The sequence below is a fragment of the Kitasatospora sp. NPDC053308 genome (genome assembly GCF_055585785.1).
Map to the genome: position 1 here is coordinate 83,791 of NZ_JBVJJY010000020.1, position 14,967 is coordinate 98,757.

The 14,967-nt window shown below is 71.9% G+C and carries 17 protein-coding genes; 4 read left to right on the forward strand and 13 right to left on the reverse strand.

The window, feature by feature from the left end:
* Window positions 1–57: 57 nt before the first annotated feature.
* The 11 genes from ACZ6Y7_RS31780 to ACZ6Y7_RS31830 all read right to left on the reverse strand — a co-directional run bounded on the left by ACZ6Y7_RS31780 (window position 58) and on the right by ACZ6Y7_RS31830 (window position 8,499).
* The gene (locus tag ACZ6Y7_RS31780; RefSeq protein ID WP_465761382.1) at window positions 58–651 is read right to left on the reverse strand and encodes a hypothetical protein; all 594 of its coding nucleotides are present in this window, start codon (window positions 649–651) and stop codon (window positions 58–60) included.
* A gap of 177 nt (window positions 652–828) precedes the next feature.
* Window positions 829–3,090, reverse strand: a complete 2,262-nt coding sequence (locus ACZ6Y7_RS31785) for a P-loop NTPase family protein (protein ID WP_465761383.1) — start codon at window positions 3,088–3,090, stop codon at window positions 829–831.
* A 2-nt stretch (window positions 3,091–3,092) separates the two neighbouring features.
* Complete coding sequence (locus ACZ6Y7_RS31790; RefSeq protein ID WP_465761384.1) at window positions 3,093–3,467, reverse strand: hypothetical protein; 375 nt, start codon at window positions 3,465–3,467, stop codon at window positions 3,093–3,095.
* A gap of 1 nt (window position 3,468) precedes the next feature.
* The gene (locus ACZ6Y7_RS31795; RefSeq protein WP_465761385.1) at window positions 3,469–5,544 is read right to left on the reverse strand and encodes a hypothetical protein; all 2,076 of its coding nucleotides are present in this window, start codon (window positions 5,542–5,544) and stop codon (window positions 3,469–3,471) included.
* A 128-nt stretch (window positions 5,545–5,672) separates the two neighbouring features.
* On the reverse strand, window positions 5,673–6,230 hold the full coding sequence (locus ACZ6Y7_RS31800) for a hypothetical protein (protein WP_465761386.1): 558 nt from the start codon (window positions 6,228–6,230) through the stop codon (window positions 5,673–5,675).
* Between the two features lie 52 nt (window positions 6,231–6,282).
* Window positions 6,283–6,537, reverse strand: coding sequence for a hypothetical protein (locus ACZ6Y7_RS31805; protein WP_465761387.1), 255 nt, complete (start codon window positions 6,535–6,537; stop codon window positions 6,283–6,285).
* Between the two features lie 45 nt (window positions 6,538–6,582).
* Window positions 6,583–6,720: a hypothetical protein gene (locus tag ACZ6Y7_RS31810; RefSeq protein WP_465761388.1), complete on the reverse strand. Its 138-nt coding sequence runs from the start codon at window positions 6,718–6,720 to the stop codon at window positions 6,583–6,585.
* A gap of 15 nt (window positions 6,721–6,735) precedes the next feature.
* Window positions 6,736–6,945, reverse strand: coding sequence for a hypothetical protein (locus tag ACZ6Y7_RS31815; protein WP_465761389.1), 210 nt, complete (start codon window positions 6,943–6,945; stop codon window positions 6,736–6,738).
* Between the two features lie 17 nt (window positions 6,946–6,962).
* Window positions 6,963–7,838 carry a hypothetical protein gene (locus ACZ6Y7_RS31820; RefSeq protein WP_465761390.1) on the reverse strand — a complete coding sequence of 292 codons (876 nt, stop codon included), beginning with the start codon at window positions 7,836–7,838 and terminating at the stop codon, window positions 6,963–6,965.
* Between the two features lie 14 nt (window positions 7,839–7,852).
* Window positions 7,853–8,251 carry a WhiB family transcriptional regulator gene (locus ACZ6Y7_RS31825; protein ID WP_465761391.1) on the reverse strand — a complete coding sequence of 133 codons (399 nt, stop codon included), beginning with the start codon at window positions 8,249–8,251 and terminating at the stop codon, window positions 7,853–7,855.
* Window positions 8,251–8,499: a hypothetical protein gene (locus ACZ6Y7_RS31830; RefSeq protein ID WP_465761392.1), complete on the reverse strand. Its 249-nt coding sequence runs from the start codon at window positions 8,497–8,499 to the stop codon at window positions 8,251–8,253. The genes ACZ6Y7_RS31825 and ACZ6Y7_RS31830 overlap by 1 nt, the downstream gene beginning before the upstream one ends.
* 556 nt (window positions 8,500–9,055) lie before the next feature.
* Between ACZ6Y7_RS31830 and ACZ6Y7_RS31835 the strand changes: the two genes are divergently transcribed.
* The 4 genes from ACZ6Y7_RS31835 to rlmN all read left to right on the forward strand — a co-directional run bounded on the left by ACZ6Y7_RS31835 (window position 9,056) and on the right by rlmN (window position 12,963).
* On the forward strand, window positions 9,056–9,811 hold the full coding sequence (locus ACZ6Y7_RS31835) for a GntR family transcriptional regulator (protein WP_465761393.1): 756 nt from the start codon (window positions 9,056–9,058) through the stop codon (window positions 9,809–9,811).
* Window positions 9,795–10,319: a GNAT family N-acetyltransferase gene (locus ACZ6Y7_RS31840; RefSeq protein WP_465761394.1), complete on the forward strand. Its 525-nt coding sequence runs from the start codon at window positions 9,795–9,797 to the stop codon at window positions 10,317–10,319. The genes ACZ6Y7_RS31835 and ACZ6Y7_RS31840 overlap by 17 nt, the downstream gene beginning before the upstream one ends.
* A gap of 125 nt (window positions 10,320–10,444) precedes the next feature.
* A complete protein-coding gene (locus ACZ6Y7_RS31845) occupies window positions 10,445–11,305 on the forward strand; it encodes a toll/interleukin-1 receptor domain-containing protein (RefSeq protein ID WP_465761395.1) in 861 nt (286 codons plus the stop codon).
* A 557-nt stretch (window positions 11,306–11,862) separates the two neighbouring features.
* On the forward strand, window positions 11,863–12,963 hold the full coding sequence (gene rlmN, locus ACZ6Y7_RS31850; RefSeq protein ID WP_465761396.1) for a dual-specificity RNA methyltransferase RlmN: 1,101 nt from the start codon (window positions 11,863–11,865) through the stop codon (window positions 12,961–12,963).
* 9 nt (window positions 12,964–12,972) lie between these two features.
* Here rlmN and ACZ6Y7_RS31855 read toward each other — a convergent pair whose 3' ends face one another.
* Entirely contained in the window at window positions 12,973–14,124 is a 1,152-nt protein-coding gene (locus ACZ6Y7_RS31855; RefSeq protein ID WP_465761397.1) for a hypothetical protein, read from the reverse strand.
* Between the two features lie 27 nt (window positions 14,125–14,151).
* Window positions 14,152–14,907 carry an ABC transporter ATP-binding protein gene (locus ACZ6Y7_RS31860; RefSeq protein ID WP_465761398.1) on the reverse strand — a complete coding sequence of 252 codons (756 nt, stop codon included), beginning with the start codon at window positions 14,905–14,907 and terminating at the stop codon, window positions 14,152–14,154.
* Window positions 14,908–14,967: the final 60 nt, after the last annotated feature.

The window sequence follows — 14,967 nt, forward strand, 5'->3', positions numbered from 1 at the left end:
GCAGCCAGGCCGCAGGCGGGCGAGCCTCAAGGAACACGCTGGACAGGGCGGGGGCGTTCACTGGCCACCCCCGAGCAGAGCGGCCACGGCCGGGCCGGCGATCCGGTTGACGTGCCCGGCGAGCACGGCGACCGAGGACTTGGCCTGGGCGGTCAGCTCGGGGCCGGGCCGGTTGGTGGTCGGCGCGGCCAGCGTGCCGGTGGGGACGGGCAGGCAGAGGTAGGCGGACAGGAGCATCACGGGCCGGTGGTCGGGGATCGGCTCGACCGTGGGCGACCAGGGGCCGCGGTCGTAGCAGTCGGTCTCCCAGTCCAGCCACCGGCCCGGGCCGGGGCGGGCGGCGAGGGAGTGGTGGGGGACGGGGACGGTGAGGCGCAGGACCAGGGCGGTGGGGTCGTCCTCGGCCAGGTGGGCGGTGACGGCGAGCAGGTCCGGGCGCAGGCGGACGTAGCCGGGGGACATCACCGGGGCGGTGGCGATGCCCCACGCGACGACCGCGAACTGCGCGGCCGTGTAGAGCGGTTCGTCGTCGGCGGGCAGGCCGGCGTAGCGGTCGAGGTAGACGCCGAAGCGGCTGTGGCCGTCGGAGGCGTGGAGCCGGTCGTAGTCGTCGTCGAGGAAGGCGAGCGTGGAGTGGTCGAACTCGGGCATGCTGGTTCCCGTCTCTGATGGGACGCACGGCCCTGCGGCAACCGGTTCTCTGCCAGGAAAACGACGGTTGTCGTGGGGCTTCGTGCTGTTCGGGGCGGTCTGTCCGTCCCCCGCGCGGCCCGGAACCCGTCGCTGGCTGCGACGTGTGCCGGGCGGCACGGCCGACCGGGCAGGGCGCTACTCGGCCTGTTCGGGGAGGGGGAGGCCGTACTCGCCGGCGGCGTTCGGGTTGCGGACGACGGTGCCCTTCTTGGTGAGCCGGCTGAGGGTGTTCTCGACGGTCTTGGGGTTGACGCCGGTCATGTCGATGATCTGGTCGAGGTGCAGGTAGCCGACCTCGATGTTCATGGGGTCGCGGCGCTCGTCCAGGACGGCGAGGATCTTCTCCTCGGCGGTCAGCGCCTTGACCGGGGCCGGGGAGGCGGACGCGGGCGTCCATGCCGCGGCACCGTCGGCGTCCTCGGCGGCGGGGCCGACCGGGGTCGCCGCGATGGCGTCGCGCTCGCCCCAGCCGGGGAAGTCCCCGGGGACGGCGATGTTCGCCGGGTCGAAGTGGCCGGCGGCGGATTCGAGAATCCAAGCGCGCATCATCTCGGCGCGCTCGTCCGGGCCCACGACGTAGCCGACGCCGAACGTCCTGCGCGGGTCGTCCTCGGGGACGTTCGGGTCGTAGACGAGGTTCTCCTCGTCGCCCTTCCAGTAGGCGGGGATCTGGGAGGGGTCGATGCCGTCGAACGCCCGGGGCAGGTCGACCCGGTCGGCCTGCGCGCTGTCGGAGCGCAGGAGGATCAGAGCACCGCCGTAGAAGACGTTGTCCCGGATGGCGGCGGAGGATCCCATCTGGTCGAGGTTCATGATCTGGCCGCACAGCACCACCGGCATGCCCATGGACCGGCCCAGGGAGGCCAGTGCCAGCACGATGAACGTGGCCTCCGCCCGGTGCGGGCTCTTGTCGCCGAGAAGCTGGGACATCTCGTCCAGGATCGTCACGACGTACGGGCGCTCAGACGTGGCGACGAAGTTCTTGGCCCGCAGCTCCCGGGACTCCTCGATCCGGTGGAGGAGCAGGGCATAGGCCACACGCAAGGCGCCGATCGCCCCGTCCAAGCCGCAGCCGGCGTAGGCGGCCATGTCCTCCACGTCCGGGTTGGAGCTGCCCTTGGGGTCGGCGTAGATGATCGCGACCCCGTTGACGTGGTAGCTCAGGCCGAGCAGCTGCAGGACACCGCCCTTTCCGGAGCCCGTGACGCCCACGATCACCACGTGCCGGGCGCCGCCCTCCGGGTCGTAGAGCTGCACGCGGGCCGGCTTGCCACTCACCCCGGTGCCGAGCTGGACGAACCCGCCCTTGTTGGCGACCAGGGTCTCCGCGCCGGGCAGGGGGCGTCCTTCCTCCAGCGGGGAGCGGTCCATCATGCGGAAGATGGCCTTGCGGGGGTTGCCGGTGCGCTCGACCGAGACGAGCAGCGGCGTCGTGCGCAGGGCCCCGGCGATCGTGTAGAGGTCCGGGACGGTGAGGGCGTCGGTGTCCTCGTCCGCCATGATCCACGCCGCGACCCCGCCGGTCGCCGGGTCCGGGGTGATGCCCTCCAGGTGGGTGCCGGGCATGCACCCGCCCCGGCGGGCCACGCGCTGCAGCCACAGGGCCTCCAGGGCGGAGTACCGGGGGCCGTCCGGCTCGGCGGGGGCGGTCAGCCGCACGTGGATGCGCCGGGAGCTGTCGTGGGGGCCGTCGGTGATGTCCACCCACGCGGCCGGGACGCGGTAGACGCCGGAGACCGTCGCGGCGGTGACGGTGACCGGCCGGCCGGGCGCCGCCTCGATCACGCCCTCCCACTCCACGGGGCTGTGGCCCATGAGGAGGAGGTTCTGCCCGGGGCAGGCCCCGTACTCGCCGGAGATGTGCGCGTCCCACAGCAGCAGCACCTTCTCCACGGCGGGATCCGTCGCGGGCCCGGCCGTCCCCGCCGGAGCCGCGGACTCGCCGGGCTTGGCGGTGCCCAGCACTCGGCGCAGGGAGAACGCGACAAGGCCGACCGTGCCCCACCAGGCGGTGGACACCACGCCCGCGAGGGAGGGCATGGTCATCCATCCGGCGAGCAGGGCGTCGATCCCGGGAAGGCCGTTCAGGGTGGCGGTCGCGGCGGCGGTCGCCGTGGCCACGCTCGACATCAGGAACGGGCGGCGGTGGGCGCGCAGGACGTCCCCGCCGGGCAGGTCGTCCAGCAGCCGGTCGGACAGCATCCCGGCGGCGTTCGCGCCCGCGACCAGGACCGGGGCGGCCAGGAACGTGGCCAGGGTCCCGGCGGCCTGCGCGTCGAGGAACGGCGTCACCCCCGCGGCCACCAGCGGCGCCGCGATCTCGGCGACAGCGAACCGCCTCTCGGCGGCGGGGTTCGGGACGTGAGCGGCGTCGTGAGCGGTCTGGTGGATGGTCACGTCTACTCCTGGGTGTACCACGTGCGGTCGGCCATGGGGACGGGGGAGGAGTCGACGGCCTCCTGGATGCCGTCGTGGTCGGCGTGGGCCTGGGCGTCGGCCGCAGCGGCGGCGCGGCCGGTCTCCTCAGCCGCGCTCGCGTAGGCGATCGCCGCCGCCGACAGGCCCTTCATGACCCGGGCGACCTCGGTGGTCTCGGCCACCGTGGCGGCGTCGACCTTGAGCGCGGCGATCTGCTCGGCGATGCGCGCGGTGTCGTCGGCCTCGGCCTGCTGGATCTTGGCGAGCGCGCGGTAGGCGGCAGTGTCCCGGCGCACGTCCCGGGTCAGCTGCCGCACCTGGCGCACGAGGTCGCGGTAGGTCAGATCGGATGCCATGTCAGCCTCCCTGCTGGTCGCGGTAGAACTGCCGCTCGGCCGGGGTGGTGAGCGGGCTGTCGGCGACGGCCCGGTAGATCCCGCCGTGACGGGTCCGCGCGTTGGAGACCAGCGCCTTGACGGCTTCGGCGCCGCGCTTGGCGTGGCTCTCGGTCGCGTACGCGTTCAGACGCAGGCTCTGGGCCTGCTCGGACAGGCGCCGCAGCTTGTTGACCAGGGCGACGCCGCCCCGGACCCGCTTGGCGGCGTCGGCGAGCGTCTGGGCGCGCAACGCGTGGGCAACGGCGTGTTCCCGGGCGGTCTTGCTGTCCTCGGCCACCTTGCCGAGCACATCGACCTTGGCCTCCATGCGCGTCTCGAACTGGAGCAGCGAGCGCACCTCGCCCCGGCTCAGGCGGCGCATGGCACCGCCGAAGTCCACCGAGCCCTCGTCGACTTTGCGGACGGGCACCGGCTCGGCGGCCGGACGGGCGTCCCCTGCGGCGGAGGAACTCGCGGCGCCGGCGGGGGAGCGGGGCGGTACGACCTGGCGGGGCGGGACGCTCGGGCGGCTGGCCGCCGCGTCGGCGGGGGTGGGTTTCTTGGTCAGGTCGGCGGTCGACTTGTTGACCGGCGTCATGGGCGGGGTGTCCGGCTTGCGGGGGCCGGGGGTCTGCGCGGAGGGCACGGGTGTGGGTTCCTTCCTCTCGGCTTGGGGCTTGTCGACCGGGCCGGCCGGGGCCTTGACCGGCGGTGCCGGCGGAGCGGCGGGCTTCGTGGGGGCGGATGCGGGCGGCACCAGCGGCGGGGGCGGGGTCGTCGCCCCGTCCGACGACCCAGGGGGCCGCACCGGCGGCACCGGCGGCACCGGCTGGGCGGGCGGCTCGGGTCGGGCCTTGTCCGGGCCGGCGGCGCGGGTGCGGTCGAACTTGCTGGTCAGGCCGCCCTTGTCCTTCATGCCGCCCGCGCCGAGGAACGGCTGCGGGCCGCCCTTCGGCCCGGGGACGGGCTTCGGTACGGGCTTCTCACCGCCCGCATCCCGCCCGGGGCCCTTGCGGTCCGCCTTGGGCTTACCGGGATCGGCCTTGCCGTCCGGCCCGGCGGCGGGGGCGGTCTTGCCGGGCGGCCCGGCGGCGGGGGCGGTCTTGCCGTCCGGCCCGGCGGCGGGGGCGGTCTTGTCGGGCGGACTGTCCGGGCCGGGACCCTTCGGGGTCTTCGTCCCGCCCGTGGGCGGGCTGTCGGGCTTGGGGCCGCCAGCCGCTCTGTCGTTCTTGGCCGCCTTCGTGTCGGAGGCCTTGGAGGACTTGCTGTCGCGGTGGTTCTTGTCGTCGCTGCTGGTCCTGGCCGTCTTGTCGTTCTTGGCGGCCTTGGTGTCGGAGGTCTTGCGGTCGGCGGTGTCGCGGCTGCCCTTGTCGGTCCGGGACGCGGCGGAGGTGTCGGCCTTCGTGGTCTTCGTGTCCGCGGACTTGGCGTCGGTGTCGGCCTTGGTGCGGTGGTCGCGGTTGGCGTGGTTCTTCGCGTCGGTGGCGTCGTTCTTCTTGACGTCGCGCTGGTCACGGCCCTGGTGCTGGTGCTGGCTGGTCTTGTTGTTCAGGTCGGCGGTCTTGGCGTCGCGCTGGGACCGGTGCTGGGCGGAGTGCTCGTGCCGGGCCTGGCGGTCGGCCTTGTTGGTGTTCGTGGTGGTGGTCGAGTTCCCGGAGACCCGGTTCTCGCTGATGCTGTGCTGGCGCTTGATGTGGGTCGTGGTGCCCGTGCGTCGCAGCCGCTCCGCGAGCGCCCGCACCAGCGCCGAAAGCGGCCCGTCCCGGTCGGCGCCCTGAGCGCCGGCGCCGTCACGTCCGGGGGCGCCGTCCGGGCCGCCCGCGCGGTCGGGGCGGTCGGAGGTCTGGGCGAGGGCCGAGGTGGTGCCCAGCGGTTCGTCGGGGCGGGCCGGCGCGACCGGGGCGAGGATCTGGGCCAGTGCCCCGGGCGGGTTGGGGGCGACGGTGCCGGGCCCCGGCGTGCCCCCCTCCGGAGAAGCCTCGGCGGGCTCCGCGACCGGCGGTGCGGACGGCTTGGGCGGGGGGAGCGGGACGCCGGAAGCGGCGGTGGCGGTCATCGCGATTCCTCACTCTCTGCGACCCCCACCCACCCCCCACCCGACGCGAAACACACCCCCCACCCGCCTATGCGGGCGTGAAGAGCGCTTCTCCGGATGGGGGGTGGGTGGGGGGAGGTCACAATCGGTTACGGACGGGAGAACTTCCGCTTCACCCAGCCGACGGCCACCGCCGACCCGGCGACGCCGAGCACGACCAGACCGACACCGGCGTTCGGACCGTCGCCGCCGCTGTCGGATGCGACGTTGCGGGAGGTGTTGACCATGCCCGGCGCGTCCATGGCGGGGAAGGCCTTGCCGCACTCGGAGACGGCGTTGAACGCGTTGCCGGCCTTGGCGACACACGCCTGGACCGCCTCCCGGCGGGCCTTCTGCGCCGGGGTCTCCTGCTCGCCGGTCTTCGCCAGGTCGGCGGCCTGCTTCTGCTTCTCCAGCTCCAGGCGGGAGTTGTCGAGGGCGATCTGGGCCTTGCGGACGTCCGCGTCGGCCTGCGCCGAGGCGTAGTTGGAGTAGGCGACCATCCCGGCGGCGGCCAGCACGACCGCGCCGGCGCCGATCCCGGCCAGCACGCGCGGGGACAGCTTCGCGTTCGGGGCGTAGGCGCCGTGCAGCGGCGGCGTCTTCCACGACGGGACGGAGGTGATGTCGTAGGCGGGGTCGTTGTAGACCGAGTCGCGGTCGGCCATGGTGACGTGCTCCTCTTCGTGAACCAGGCGGGGAAGGTGGGGGTCGTGCGGGTCAGAGCCGGTAGGGCTCCAGCGAGAAGAAGGCCAGGTGCGCGTTGCTCTCGCTCAGCTCCGGCTCGCACCGCGCCAGCCAGGCCCGGATGGACTGGTAGGCGCGCCGGCGGGAGCTGCCCGGCTCGAAGGACGCGTCGCCGTGCCGGCTGACGACGGCGAAACCGCCGCCGGGGAGCGGGTACTGCAGGGTGATCAGCCAGGTGTGCGTCGGCTCGGCGGTCACCGCCGAGTCCGAGCCGTAGGGCGGGGGCATGACACTTCCCTCCTTGGGCGGGTCGGGCCGGGGAGACGTGGGGCGTCAGATGTCGTCGCAGCGGATCTGGTAGCAGTCGGAGCAGATCGGGATGATCCACTCCCTGTCGCAGACGTCCTCCACGAACGGGTCCATGCAGACCTCGACGTCCGGCTTGTCCTCGCTGCAGAAGTGGCACTCCATCGGGAAACCTCCAGGTCAGCGGGTGCGCTGGGTCAGGGCGCCGATCAGCTCGGGCCGGTTGGTGGAGCCGAGCAGGTGCCCGGTGGAGGTGAAGAGGTGCCACCAGCGGACACTGCCGTCCTCGTTGCTGGTCTGGGCGCACGTGAAGCCGTGGAGCGGGAAGACGTCCACGACGCGGGTCTGCTCGAACTCCGGCGACGGGGCCGGGACGCGGTCGGTGCTCATGGCGGGTTCTCCAGGTTCTACGCGGTGAGGACGTGGGGGGTGTATCCGGCCGCGGTCGGCTCGGCGGTCTCGGCGCGGCGCGCGACGGCAGTGCGGCGGGCGCGGAGCTGGTCCTGTACTCGCTGGGCGCGGGGCTGGCCGATGCCGTACTCGGCGCGCAGGGTACGGATGGACGGCATGGCGCCGGAGGCGAGTACATCGGCGAAGTGCTCGGCCGCCTTCGGGGTCAGCTCGTCCGTGTCGTCGTGCTGTTCCGCCTGCTCAGGGGGCGTGTATTCGGTGTCGTCCGGGGTCTCGGGTGCGTACTCGTCGACCGGGTACATGCGGGTACGCCCGGCCTCCGGGACGGGTACGGGCCGCGGCGGGAGCGGGGAGAACGCCAGCTCTGCCACCGGCTCGGCAGGCGCTTCCGAAGGCTCCTGCGGGCTCGCGGGTTCGAGTTGCGGGTACGTCTCAGACGGCGCGGATACGGCGGGTACGTCCGCCGAGTACGCGCCAACCGGGGCGGGTACGGGCTCGTCCCACAGGGGCGGAAGGTCGTCCTCCGGCGCCCGCTCCGGCTCGTCGCTGGCGGGCTCGGCGTGGGTGTGCAGGACGTGCACCCGCCACAGCACGAGCGGGGCGATCGCGGACACGGCCACGATCAGCCGCCAGTCCGGGGTGATGACGCCGGCGCCGAGCAGGTGCGCGGCGGCGTTGGTGGCGATCATCCCCAGCACCGGCGGGAAGACCTCCCGGCCCGCCCGCAGCGCCCGCAGCGCGTAGGTGTCCAGCGCCAGCGGGAGGCCGGCGGCGACGAGCGGGTGAAACCCGCTCTCGACGGCGAGCGCCCATTCCCCGTGAGCGGACACGGTGACGGCGGCGCCCATCGCCAGCCAGGCCAGGACATCCATGCGGCCCGGCGGCTTCACGCGGCACCCCCGACAGCGCGGCGCTCACGGGCCGCCGCCCTCAGGCGGCGCTGGTGCAGCGCGTCCCGCTCAGCGGCGGTCATCCCGCCGAAGATGCCGTGCTTCTCGTGGCGCTCCAGCGCCAGGTCCAGGCACATGGCGCGGACCGGGCAGCCGGCGCAGATCATCTTGGCGCGCCGCTCGGCCCACCAGGCCGCGGCGGCGACGTCGTCCGTGACCTCGGTGTCCTCGTCGGGCTCCGGGTAGAACAGGTCACAGTCGGCGCCGGTGCAGGCGGCGCCGGGCAGGGCGCCGTCCGGGGCGGGGCGGTACTCGGCGAGCCGGGCGGCCAGCGGGCGCCCGGTCCGGTGCGGGGCGCGGGTGCCCGTGAAGACCAGGATGCGGCGAACGCTCATCAGGCGGCCACCTTCCAAGCCTGCACCCGGCGGCGCTCGGCGGTGCGCATCAGCGAGGACGCGAACCGGGCCGCGGGCCCGTCCAGGTCACGCAGGATCTCCCGCGCGACGTCGAGCCGAGCCCGCCGGTCCTCGGCGCTCTCGTCCTCGGTGCCGGTGAACAGCTCGGCGTCGATGCCGTAGCCGAAGGCGAGTTCCGCGAACTCGGCCGGTGTCAGGGCCTCCTGGCCTGCGACAATCAGTTTCATGGGTTCACCTCGTCTAGTCAGGGGGTGAGCCCGCAGGGCCGCTGCGCACCCGGCCAAGGAAAGCGCGGCGGCCCCACTCATGCGGGCCCAGCTACTCGTGGTGCACGAGCAGCCATGGCCACGGCCCAACCATGCACGGGAGGGCCGGGCCAAAGTCACTCGTTCACAAGCACGGGCCTTGCTCCATCGCGTGGAGCAAGGCCCGTTGTGCCGCCCTTTCGGGATGTGCTCCCAGGCATTGGCGGCGTTGACCTTTCGGTCTCTAGCCATCCGGACTGCCAAGGCGCCGGTTGCCTCGGCCCGATCTATCCCGGGCCCCTTCACCCTGTGCGCGGCAGTCGCCGGCCTTTCGCGGGTGCGTTTGTGCAGGTCAGAGCAGCCCAAAGAAGGGCCAGGGGCTACATTGTCTGCATTGTTCGAACAATGCTGCCCTCGGAGAAGACTGTGGCATCGGTCATGACGCTCCGTCAAGCGCATCGTCCGCATTGACTGGACAATGGGTTCGGCCGGGCGGTTTCATGGATCCATGGCAACCACGCGAGCCGGGCGACCCCCGATGTACCAGCAGATCGCAGACGCCTACCGGCAGCGCATCGCGAGCGGAGCCCTCGTCGCGGGCGACCGCCTTCCGACTGAGGCCGAGCTGAGCGAGGAGTTCGAAGTAGGCCGAGGCACCGCACGGCAGGCCCTCCAGATGCTGGTCAACGAAGGGCTGATCGTCCCTGCACGCCCCCGGGGCTACTTCGTTCGCGAGCGCCGGCCGATGGTCTTCCGGCCGCAAGCTGAGTTCCGGGCCCGGCCGTACTCGGAGGAGATGGACGCCTTTGTCACGGAGCACTCGGCGGAGGGGCGGGAGGCCAGCCAGCGCATCGACGTGAGCATCGTGGAGCCGCCGGCCAGCGTCGCCAAGCGCCTGGACCTGGAACCCGGGGAGCTCACGGCCGTGCGGCAGCGCGTGCGCTGGCTGGACGGGGAGCCGTTCAACCTGAACGACTCCTACTTCCCGCTGGGCATCGTGCAGGACTCCGAGATCATGCGCCCTGCGGACATCGTGCGCGGTGCCAACGTGGTGCTCGCTGAGCTGGGGCACCTCCAGGTCCGCGCCATCGATGAGCTATACGTGAGGATGCCGACCCCGGAGGAGTCCAAGCGCCTAGAGCTGGGCGCGGGGACGCCGGTGGCGGAGCATGTCCGCACCGGATACACGGCCGAGGGCCTACCCGTCCGGGTGGCCATTTCGATCCTGCCGGGTGACCGGCACGTGATCACCTACGAGCAGGAACGAGAGCCGCAGGATGCCGACGCAAACTGACCTGGAGATCCTCCCCGCTCGACGGGATCAGCTTGAAGAGGTGGAGGCACTGCTGATTGAGGCGAGCGAATGGCTCGCTTCGCGGGGGAGTGACCAGTGGCAATTCCCGCCCCGGCGGGACCGTCTCATCAGCGCGATGGAGCGCGGGGAGTGTTTCCTGGTGTACCGCGACGGCGAGCCCGTCGCCACCCTCACTGTGGACGAGCAGGCAGACCCGGAGTTCTGGGAGCCCAGCGACCAACCTCATGCGGCGCTGTACGTTCACCGCATGGCGGTGGCACGCAAAGCCGCGGGTCGGGAGGTGGGTGCGGAACTGCTGGGCTGGGCCGCCCACCGCGCGGCGGCCGCCGGGAAGCGGTTCCTCCGGCTTGATGCCTGGAAGACGAACCCTGGCCTCCACCGCTATTACCTTGGGCAGGGCTTCTCCCTGGTTAGGGTCGTGGACCTCCCTCACCGGCCGTCGGGCGCCCTCTTTGAGCGGGCAGTACACCCCGATCCCGGGGCCTGATGAACAGGGCTGCCTGCAGGCTATTCTCCGGCCCGCTGGAACGGGGAAGTTCCAGCTAGCCGACCGGCCGGGGTCAATGCGACAATTAATGTCGAGAGATTTATTCCAAGTGAGACCCCGCGTAGGTGGCCACCTGGCAGGTCGTCATGAAGGTGTTCATATCCTGGTCCGGAGACCTCAGTAGAGCAATAGCAAGCAGCCTGCGAGACCGGCTAGCGCCAGTCCTTCAATCTGTCGATTTTTGGATATCAAATCACGACATAGATCCCGGTGCGATCTGGTTTGACGAAATAATGACGCAGCTTCGTGATGCTAATTTTGGCCTTATTTGCCTAACGCCAAGCAATCTCAAGTCGCCATGGATTCTGTTCGAGTCTGGGGCGTTGGCTAAGGCCGTAGATGCGGCCCGAGTGGTGCCCATCTACATCAATGTCGAACCCAATGACGTAACTGGCCCCTTGTCGAACTTCCATGGAGTGCATCTCGGTCATGAAGGCTTGCGAGCACTGGTTCTGCGTATGAATGAGAGGGCCGATAGGGTCTCGCCAGTAGATTCACTTCGCGACCTCTTCGATCTTGTCTGGGACAATCGCCTGGAGGGTGAGATAAAGAGTTACCTTGATAAGGTGGCAGATGCAGAGGCCCCTATTCGTCGAGACTCTGACGACATGCTCGATGAGCTTCTCCAGAGAGTTCGCGCCATGGAAACATCGGCGCTCGGTTCGCAAGCATCTAAGAGTGTGCATGATGCGGCGCGCGGAGCAGTCTTCAAGCTGATTGCCTCCGGAACGCCTCGAAGCGAAAAAGAGTGGGCGAGCATCGTGGAGGAGGTCATTGGCCTTTATCAGACTTATGGAATATTTAGGCGTGACGAGGCCGATTCGGCGCGCAGAAGCATCCAGCGGCAGGGCGACTCGCCGTTCTCGCAACCTTCGGCTCAGCCTGGATTCTCGCCTGGCGCTAGGCGAAGTGGAGAAAGAGACTGACCTACGGGGCCGGGGCCGCCCTACTTCCCCAGTCGCTGAGCCATGGCCATTGCGGCCTCACGGCTCACCAGCACGACTCGCCGACGGAAAGTCCCGCTGACGACAAAGAACCGGGCGCCTTCCCGGTCGTCAGTGCGAGCTCTCCACTCGTACAAGCCGAGCGCGTTGAGTCTCCAGCCCCATGGTGGCCCTGAGCGGCTAACGAAGTCCCGTGCGAGTTCGTAGCGGTCGTGAAGGCCGCAGATCCTGGCAAGCATGCCGTTGTTCTCGGAGGAGACGAAGCGCGGAGCTACCGTCACGCCCGGCGCGATCTCTATGGGAGTCACGGCGAAACCCTAGCGTCACTGGTCGATGCTCTGGCCGAAGCGCGGCATGGTCGACTGGGCGCGACCCCGACCAAGGGGTCGTTCGTCCCTCATCCGGAAACGGAGCGTGAGCCAGGGCCGTCTGTGGGCCGTCCGAGGTCAGCCGAGGATGACAGATGGCGACCGCCGCCGAGTAGGGCTCCCCCAGTAGGGAGGGGCTCAGCGTTCGGCGTCTGCGACACTGGAACAACCATGCCTAAGCCCGGAGAACTCACGTTTGTCGCGCCGCGCGGCGCCAAGCCCCCGCGACACCTCGCCGACCTGAGCCCCGCCGAGCGCAAGGAGGCCGTCGCCGAGCTGGGCGAGCAGCCGTTCCGCGCCAAGCAGCTCTCCCACCACTACTTCGGCCGGATGTCGAACGACCCGGCGAGCTGGACGGACATCCCCGCCGCCAGCCGGGAGAAGCTCACGGAGAGCCTGCTGCCCGAGCTGATGTCGGTGGTGCGGCACGTCTCCTGCGACGACGACGCCACCCGCAAGACGCTGTGGAAGCTCTTCGACGGCACGCTCGTGGAGTCCGTGCTGATGCGCTACCCGGACCGGGTCACCATGTGCATCAGTTCGCAGGCCGGCTGCGGCATGAACTGCCCGTTCTGCGCCACCGGCCAGGCCGGGCTGACCCGCAACCTCTCCACCGCCGAGATCGTCGAGCAGATCGCCGCGGGAATGCGCGCGCTCAAGGCCGGCGAGATCCCGGGCGGCGAGGCGCGGCTTTCCAACGTGGTCTTCATGGGCATGGGCGAGCCGCTGGCCAACTACAACCGGGTGCTGGCCGCGATCCGCCGGCTGACCGACCCGGCGCCGGACGGCTTCGGCCTGTCGCAGCGCGGCATCACCGTCTCCACCGTCGGGCTCGTCCCGGCGATGCACCGCTTCGCCGACGAGGGCCTGAGCTGCCGGCTGGCGCTGTCCCTGCACGCCCCGGACGACGAGCTGCGCGACGAGCTGGTGCCGGTGAACACCCGGTGGAAGGTCGCCGAGGTGCTGGACGCGGCCTGGAACTACGCGGAGAAGTCCGGGCGCCGGATCTCCATCGAGTACGCGCTGATCAAGGACATCAACGACCAGGCCTGGCGCGCGGACCTGCTCGGCCGGCTGATCAAGAACCACCGGGTGCACGTCAACCTGATCCCGCTGAACCCGACCCCCGGTTCCAAGTGGACCGCCTCCCGGCCCGAGGACGAGCGCGAGTTCGTCCGCCGGCTGCAGTCGCACGGCGTGCCGACGACTGTCCGCGACACCCGCGGGCAGGAGATCGACGGCGCCTGCGGCCAGCTCGCCGCGGCGGGCTGATCCCGACCGCTACCGGAGCCCGGCGGCCGCCAGTGCGGCGGTCGCCCCGCCGGTCAGCAGCAGCGTGGTGCCGGCGGCCAGCGTGCGCAGCGCGACCGCGCCGAACAGCAGCCGGGGCGCGGCGCCGAGGCGCAGCAGCGCGTCGGTGACGTCCCGGCGGTCGGTGCGGACCTCGGCCAGCCGGGCGATCACCGCGGCCGCCGCGCAGCCCAGCACCAGGCAGGCCTCGACGGCGGGCAGCGCGTCCGCGCTGTCGGGGGTGCCGATCCAGTAGCGGATGGTGGTGAGCACCAGCGCGACGGTGAGGGTGAGGACGGCCAGGGGCGCGCCGAGGCGCGGGGCCTGGGCGGTGAGGCCGCGGCCGGCGAGCAGTCGCAGCGGGGTGGGCCGGCCGAGTGCGAGCAGTCGTCCGGCGCAGGCCAGCAGCGGGCCGGTGAGCAGGGCGAGGCCCAGGGCGCTCGCGGCCCAGCCGCCGAGCGCGGCGGTGCTGGTGGTGCCGAGTCCGGCGGGCAGGTGGATCGGCCGGCCGTCGACGGCGGCGCCGGGGCGCAGGGCGATCAGTTCGAGTGCGGCGCCGATGACGACCAGCCCCACCGGCAGGGCGATCCGCCAGGCGCCGAAGGCGGTGCGGCGGCGGTCGCGGCCGCCGGTGAGCTGCTCGACGACGGGCACCGCGCCGGCGGCGGCGAGGCCGGCGGTGAGCGGCACCAGGGCGAGCAGGGTGATCGGCGCGGCGGGTGGCAGCGGCACGCCCATGCCGAGGTCGGGGGCGAGCGAGGGCCCGGCGATGTCGTTGCGCAGCACCAGGAAGAGCAGCAGGGTGAGCACGCTGCCGAGGGTGCAGGCGAGGGCGACCTCGCCGGCGATCAGCGCCCGGATCCGGCGGGAGCCGGCGCCGGCGGCGGTGAGGCCGGCGATCCGCTCGGGGCGCCGGGCGGGCACCGAGCGGGCGGCGACGGCGGCGAACCAGGCGACGGCGGCGAGCGGCGGCAGGCACCAGAGCAGCCGGGCCAGGGACGCGGCGCCGCCCGGAGGCTCGCTCATCGCCCGGCCGAGGGAGCGCAGCAGGAAGGCGGCGACGACGGCGGCGGCCAGCGCGGTGAGCAGCCAGCGGCCGAGGTCGGACACCCGGTAGCCCCGGGCCAGACGGAGATAGAACACGTCGTCTCTTTCAGCGGCTGGGCGTCGTCAGCGTCGGGTGGCCGTGACGGCGGACGCTCCGTGGGCCCCGGTGGCGGCGCCGCCGCGCGGGACGGGGGCGGCGGGGGCGGTGAGCCGTCCGTCGACGAGGGCGACGGACCGGTCGGCGAACCGGACGAGCTCGGGGTCGTGGGTGGCCAGGACGAGGGTGAGCTGGTGCGAGCGGGAGGCGCTGGTCAGTATCCGCAGGACCTGGTCGGCGGCCTCGCGGTGCAGCGGTGCGGTGGGGTCGTCGGCGAAGACGACGGGCGGCAGCGGCGCCAGGGCGCGGGCGACGGCCACCCGCTGGCGCTGGCTCTGGACCAGGCGGTCCGGGCGCTGCCGGGCGAAGTCGCCGACATCGAGGCGCTCCAGCCATTCGTCGGCCGCGGTGTAGGCGGCCTTGTTGCCGGCCCCGGCGAGCAGCAGCGGCAGGGCGACGTTCTCCCGGGCGGTCAGTTCGGGCACCAGGTGCGGCTCGGAGCCGACGAAGCCGAAGCGGTCGCGGCGCAGCCGCTCGCGGCCGGCCCGGGTGAGGGTGTGCACGGGGGCGCTGTTGAACCAGACCTCGCCCTCGTCGACCGGGAGCTGGGCGGAGAGGCAGTCCAGCAGGGTGCTCTTGCCGGAGCCGCGCGGGCCGGTGACGGCGAGCACCTCGCCCTCGCGGACGCCGAGCGAGATGCCGCGCAGGGCGGGGGTGCCGTGATGGGACTTGACGATCCCTCGGGCCCACAGCACGTCGTTGTCGGGCGGTGCCGCAGACATGAGCTTCCATCCTGGGTGGCCGCAGGGATATGACAGTCGTCAGATTAGAACGACCGGGGC

Coding starts and splice junctions, on each gene's coding strand:
- ACZ6Y7_RS31780 (WP_465761382.1), bottom strand. CDS start 651: ATGCCCGAGTTCGACCACTCCACGCTCGCCTTCCTCGACGACGACTAC.
- ACZ6Y7_RS31790 (WP_465761384.1), bottom strand. CDS start 3,467: ATGGCATCCGATCTGACCTACCGCGACCTCGTGCGCCAGGTGCGGCAG.
- ACZ6Y7_RS31795 (WP_465761385.1), bottom strand. CDS start 5,544: ATGACCGCCACCGCCGCTTCCGGCGTCCCGCTCCCCCCGCCCAAGCCG.
- ACZ6Y7_RS31800 (WP_465761386.1), bottom strand. CDS start 6,230: ATGGCCGACCGCGACTCGGTCTACAACGACCCCGCCTACGACATCACC.
- ACZ6Y7_RS31805 (WP_465761387.1), bottom strand. CDS start 6,537: ATGCCCCCGCCCTACGGCTCGGACTCGGCGGTGACCGCCGAGCCGACG.
- ACZ6Y7_RS31810 (WP_465761388.1), bottom strand. CDS start 6,720: ATGGAGTGCCACTTCTGCAGCGAGGACAAGCCGGACGTCGAGGTCTGC.
- ACZ6Y7_RS31815 (WP_465761389.1), bottom strand. CDS start 6,945: ATGAGCACCGACCGCGTCCCGGCCCCGTCGCCGGAGTTCGAGCAGACC.
- ACZ6Y7_RS31820 (WP_465761390.1), bottom strand. CDS start 7,838: ATGGATGTCCTGGCCTGGCTGGCGATGGGCGCCGCCGTCACCGTGTCC.
- ACZ6Y7_RS31825 (WP_465761391.1), bottom strand. CDS start 8,251: ATGAGCGTTCGCCGCATCCTGGTCTTCACGGGCACCCGCGCCCCGCAC.
- ACZ6Y7_RS31830 (WP_465761392.1), bottom strand. CDS start 8,499: ATGAAACTGATTGTCGCAGGCCAGGAGGCCCTGACACCGGCCGAGTTC.
- ACZ6Y7_RS31835 (WP_465761393.1), top strand. CDS start 9,056: ATGTACCAGCAGATCGCAGACGCCTACCGGCAGCGCATCGCGAGCGGA.
- ACZ6Y7_RS31840 (WP_465761394.1), top strand. CDS start 9,795: ATGCCGACGCAAACTGACCTGGAGATCCTCCCCGCTCGACGGGATCAG.
- rlmN (WP_465761396.1), top strand. CDS start 11,863: ATGCCTAAGCCCGGAGAACTCACGTTTGTCGCGCCGCGCGGCGCCAAG.
- ACZ6Y7_RS31860 (WP_465761398.1), bottom strand. CDS start 14,907: ATGTCTGCGGCACCGCCCGACAACGACGTGCTGTGGGCCCGAGGGATC.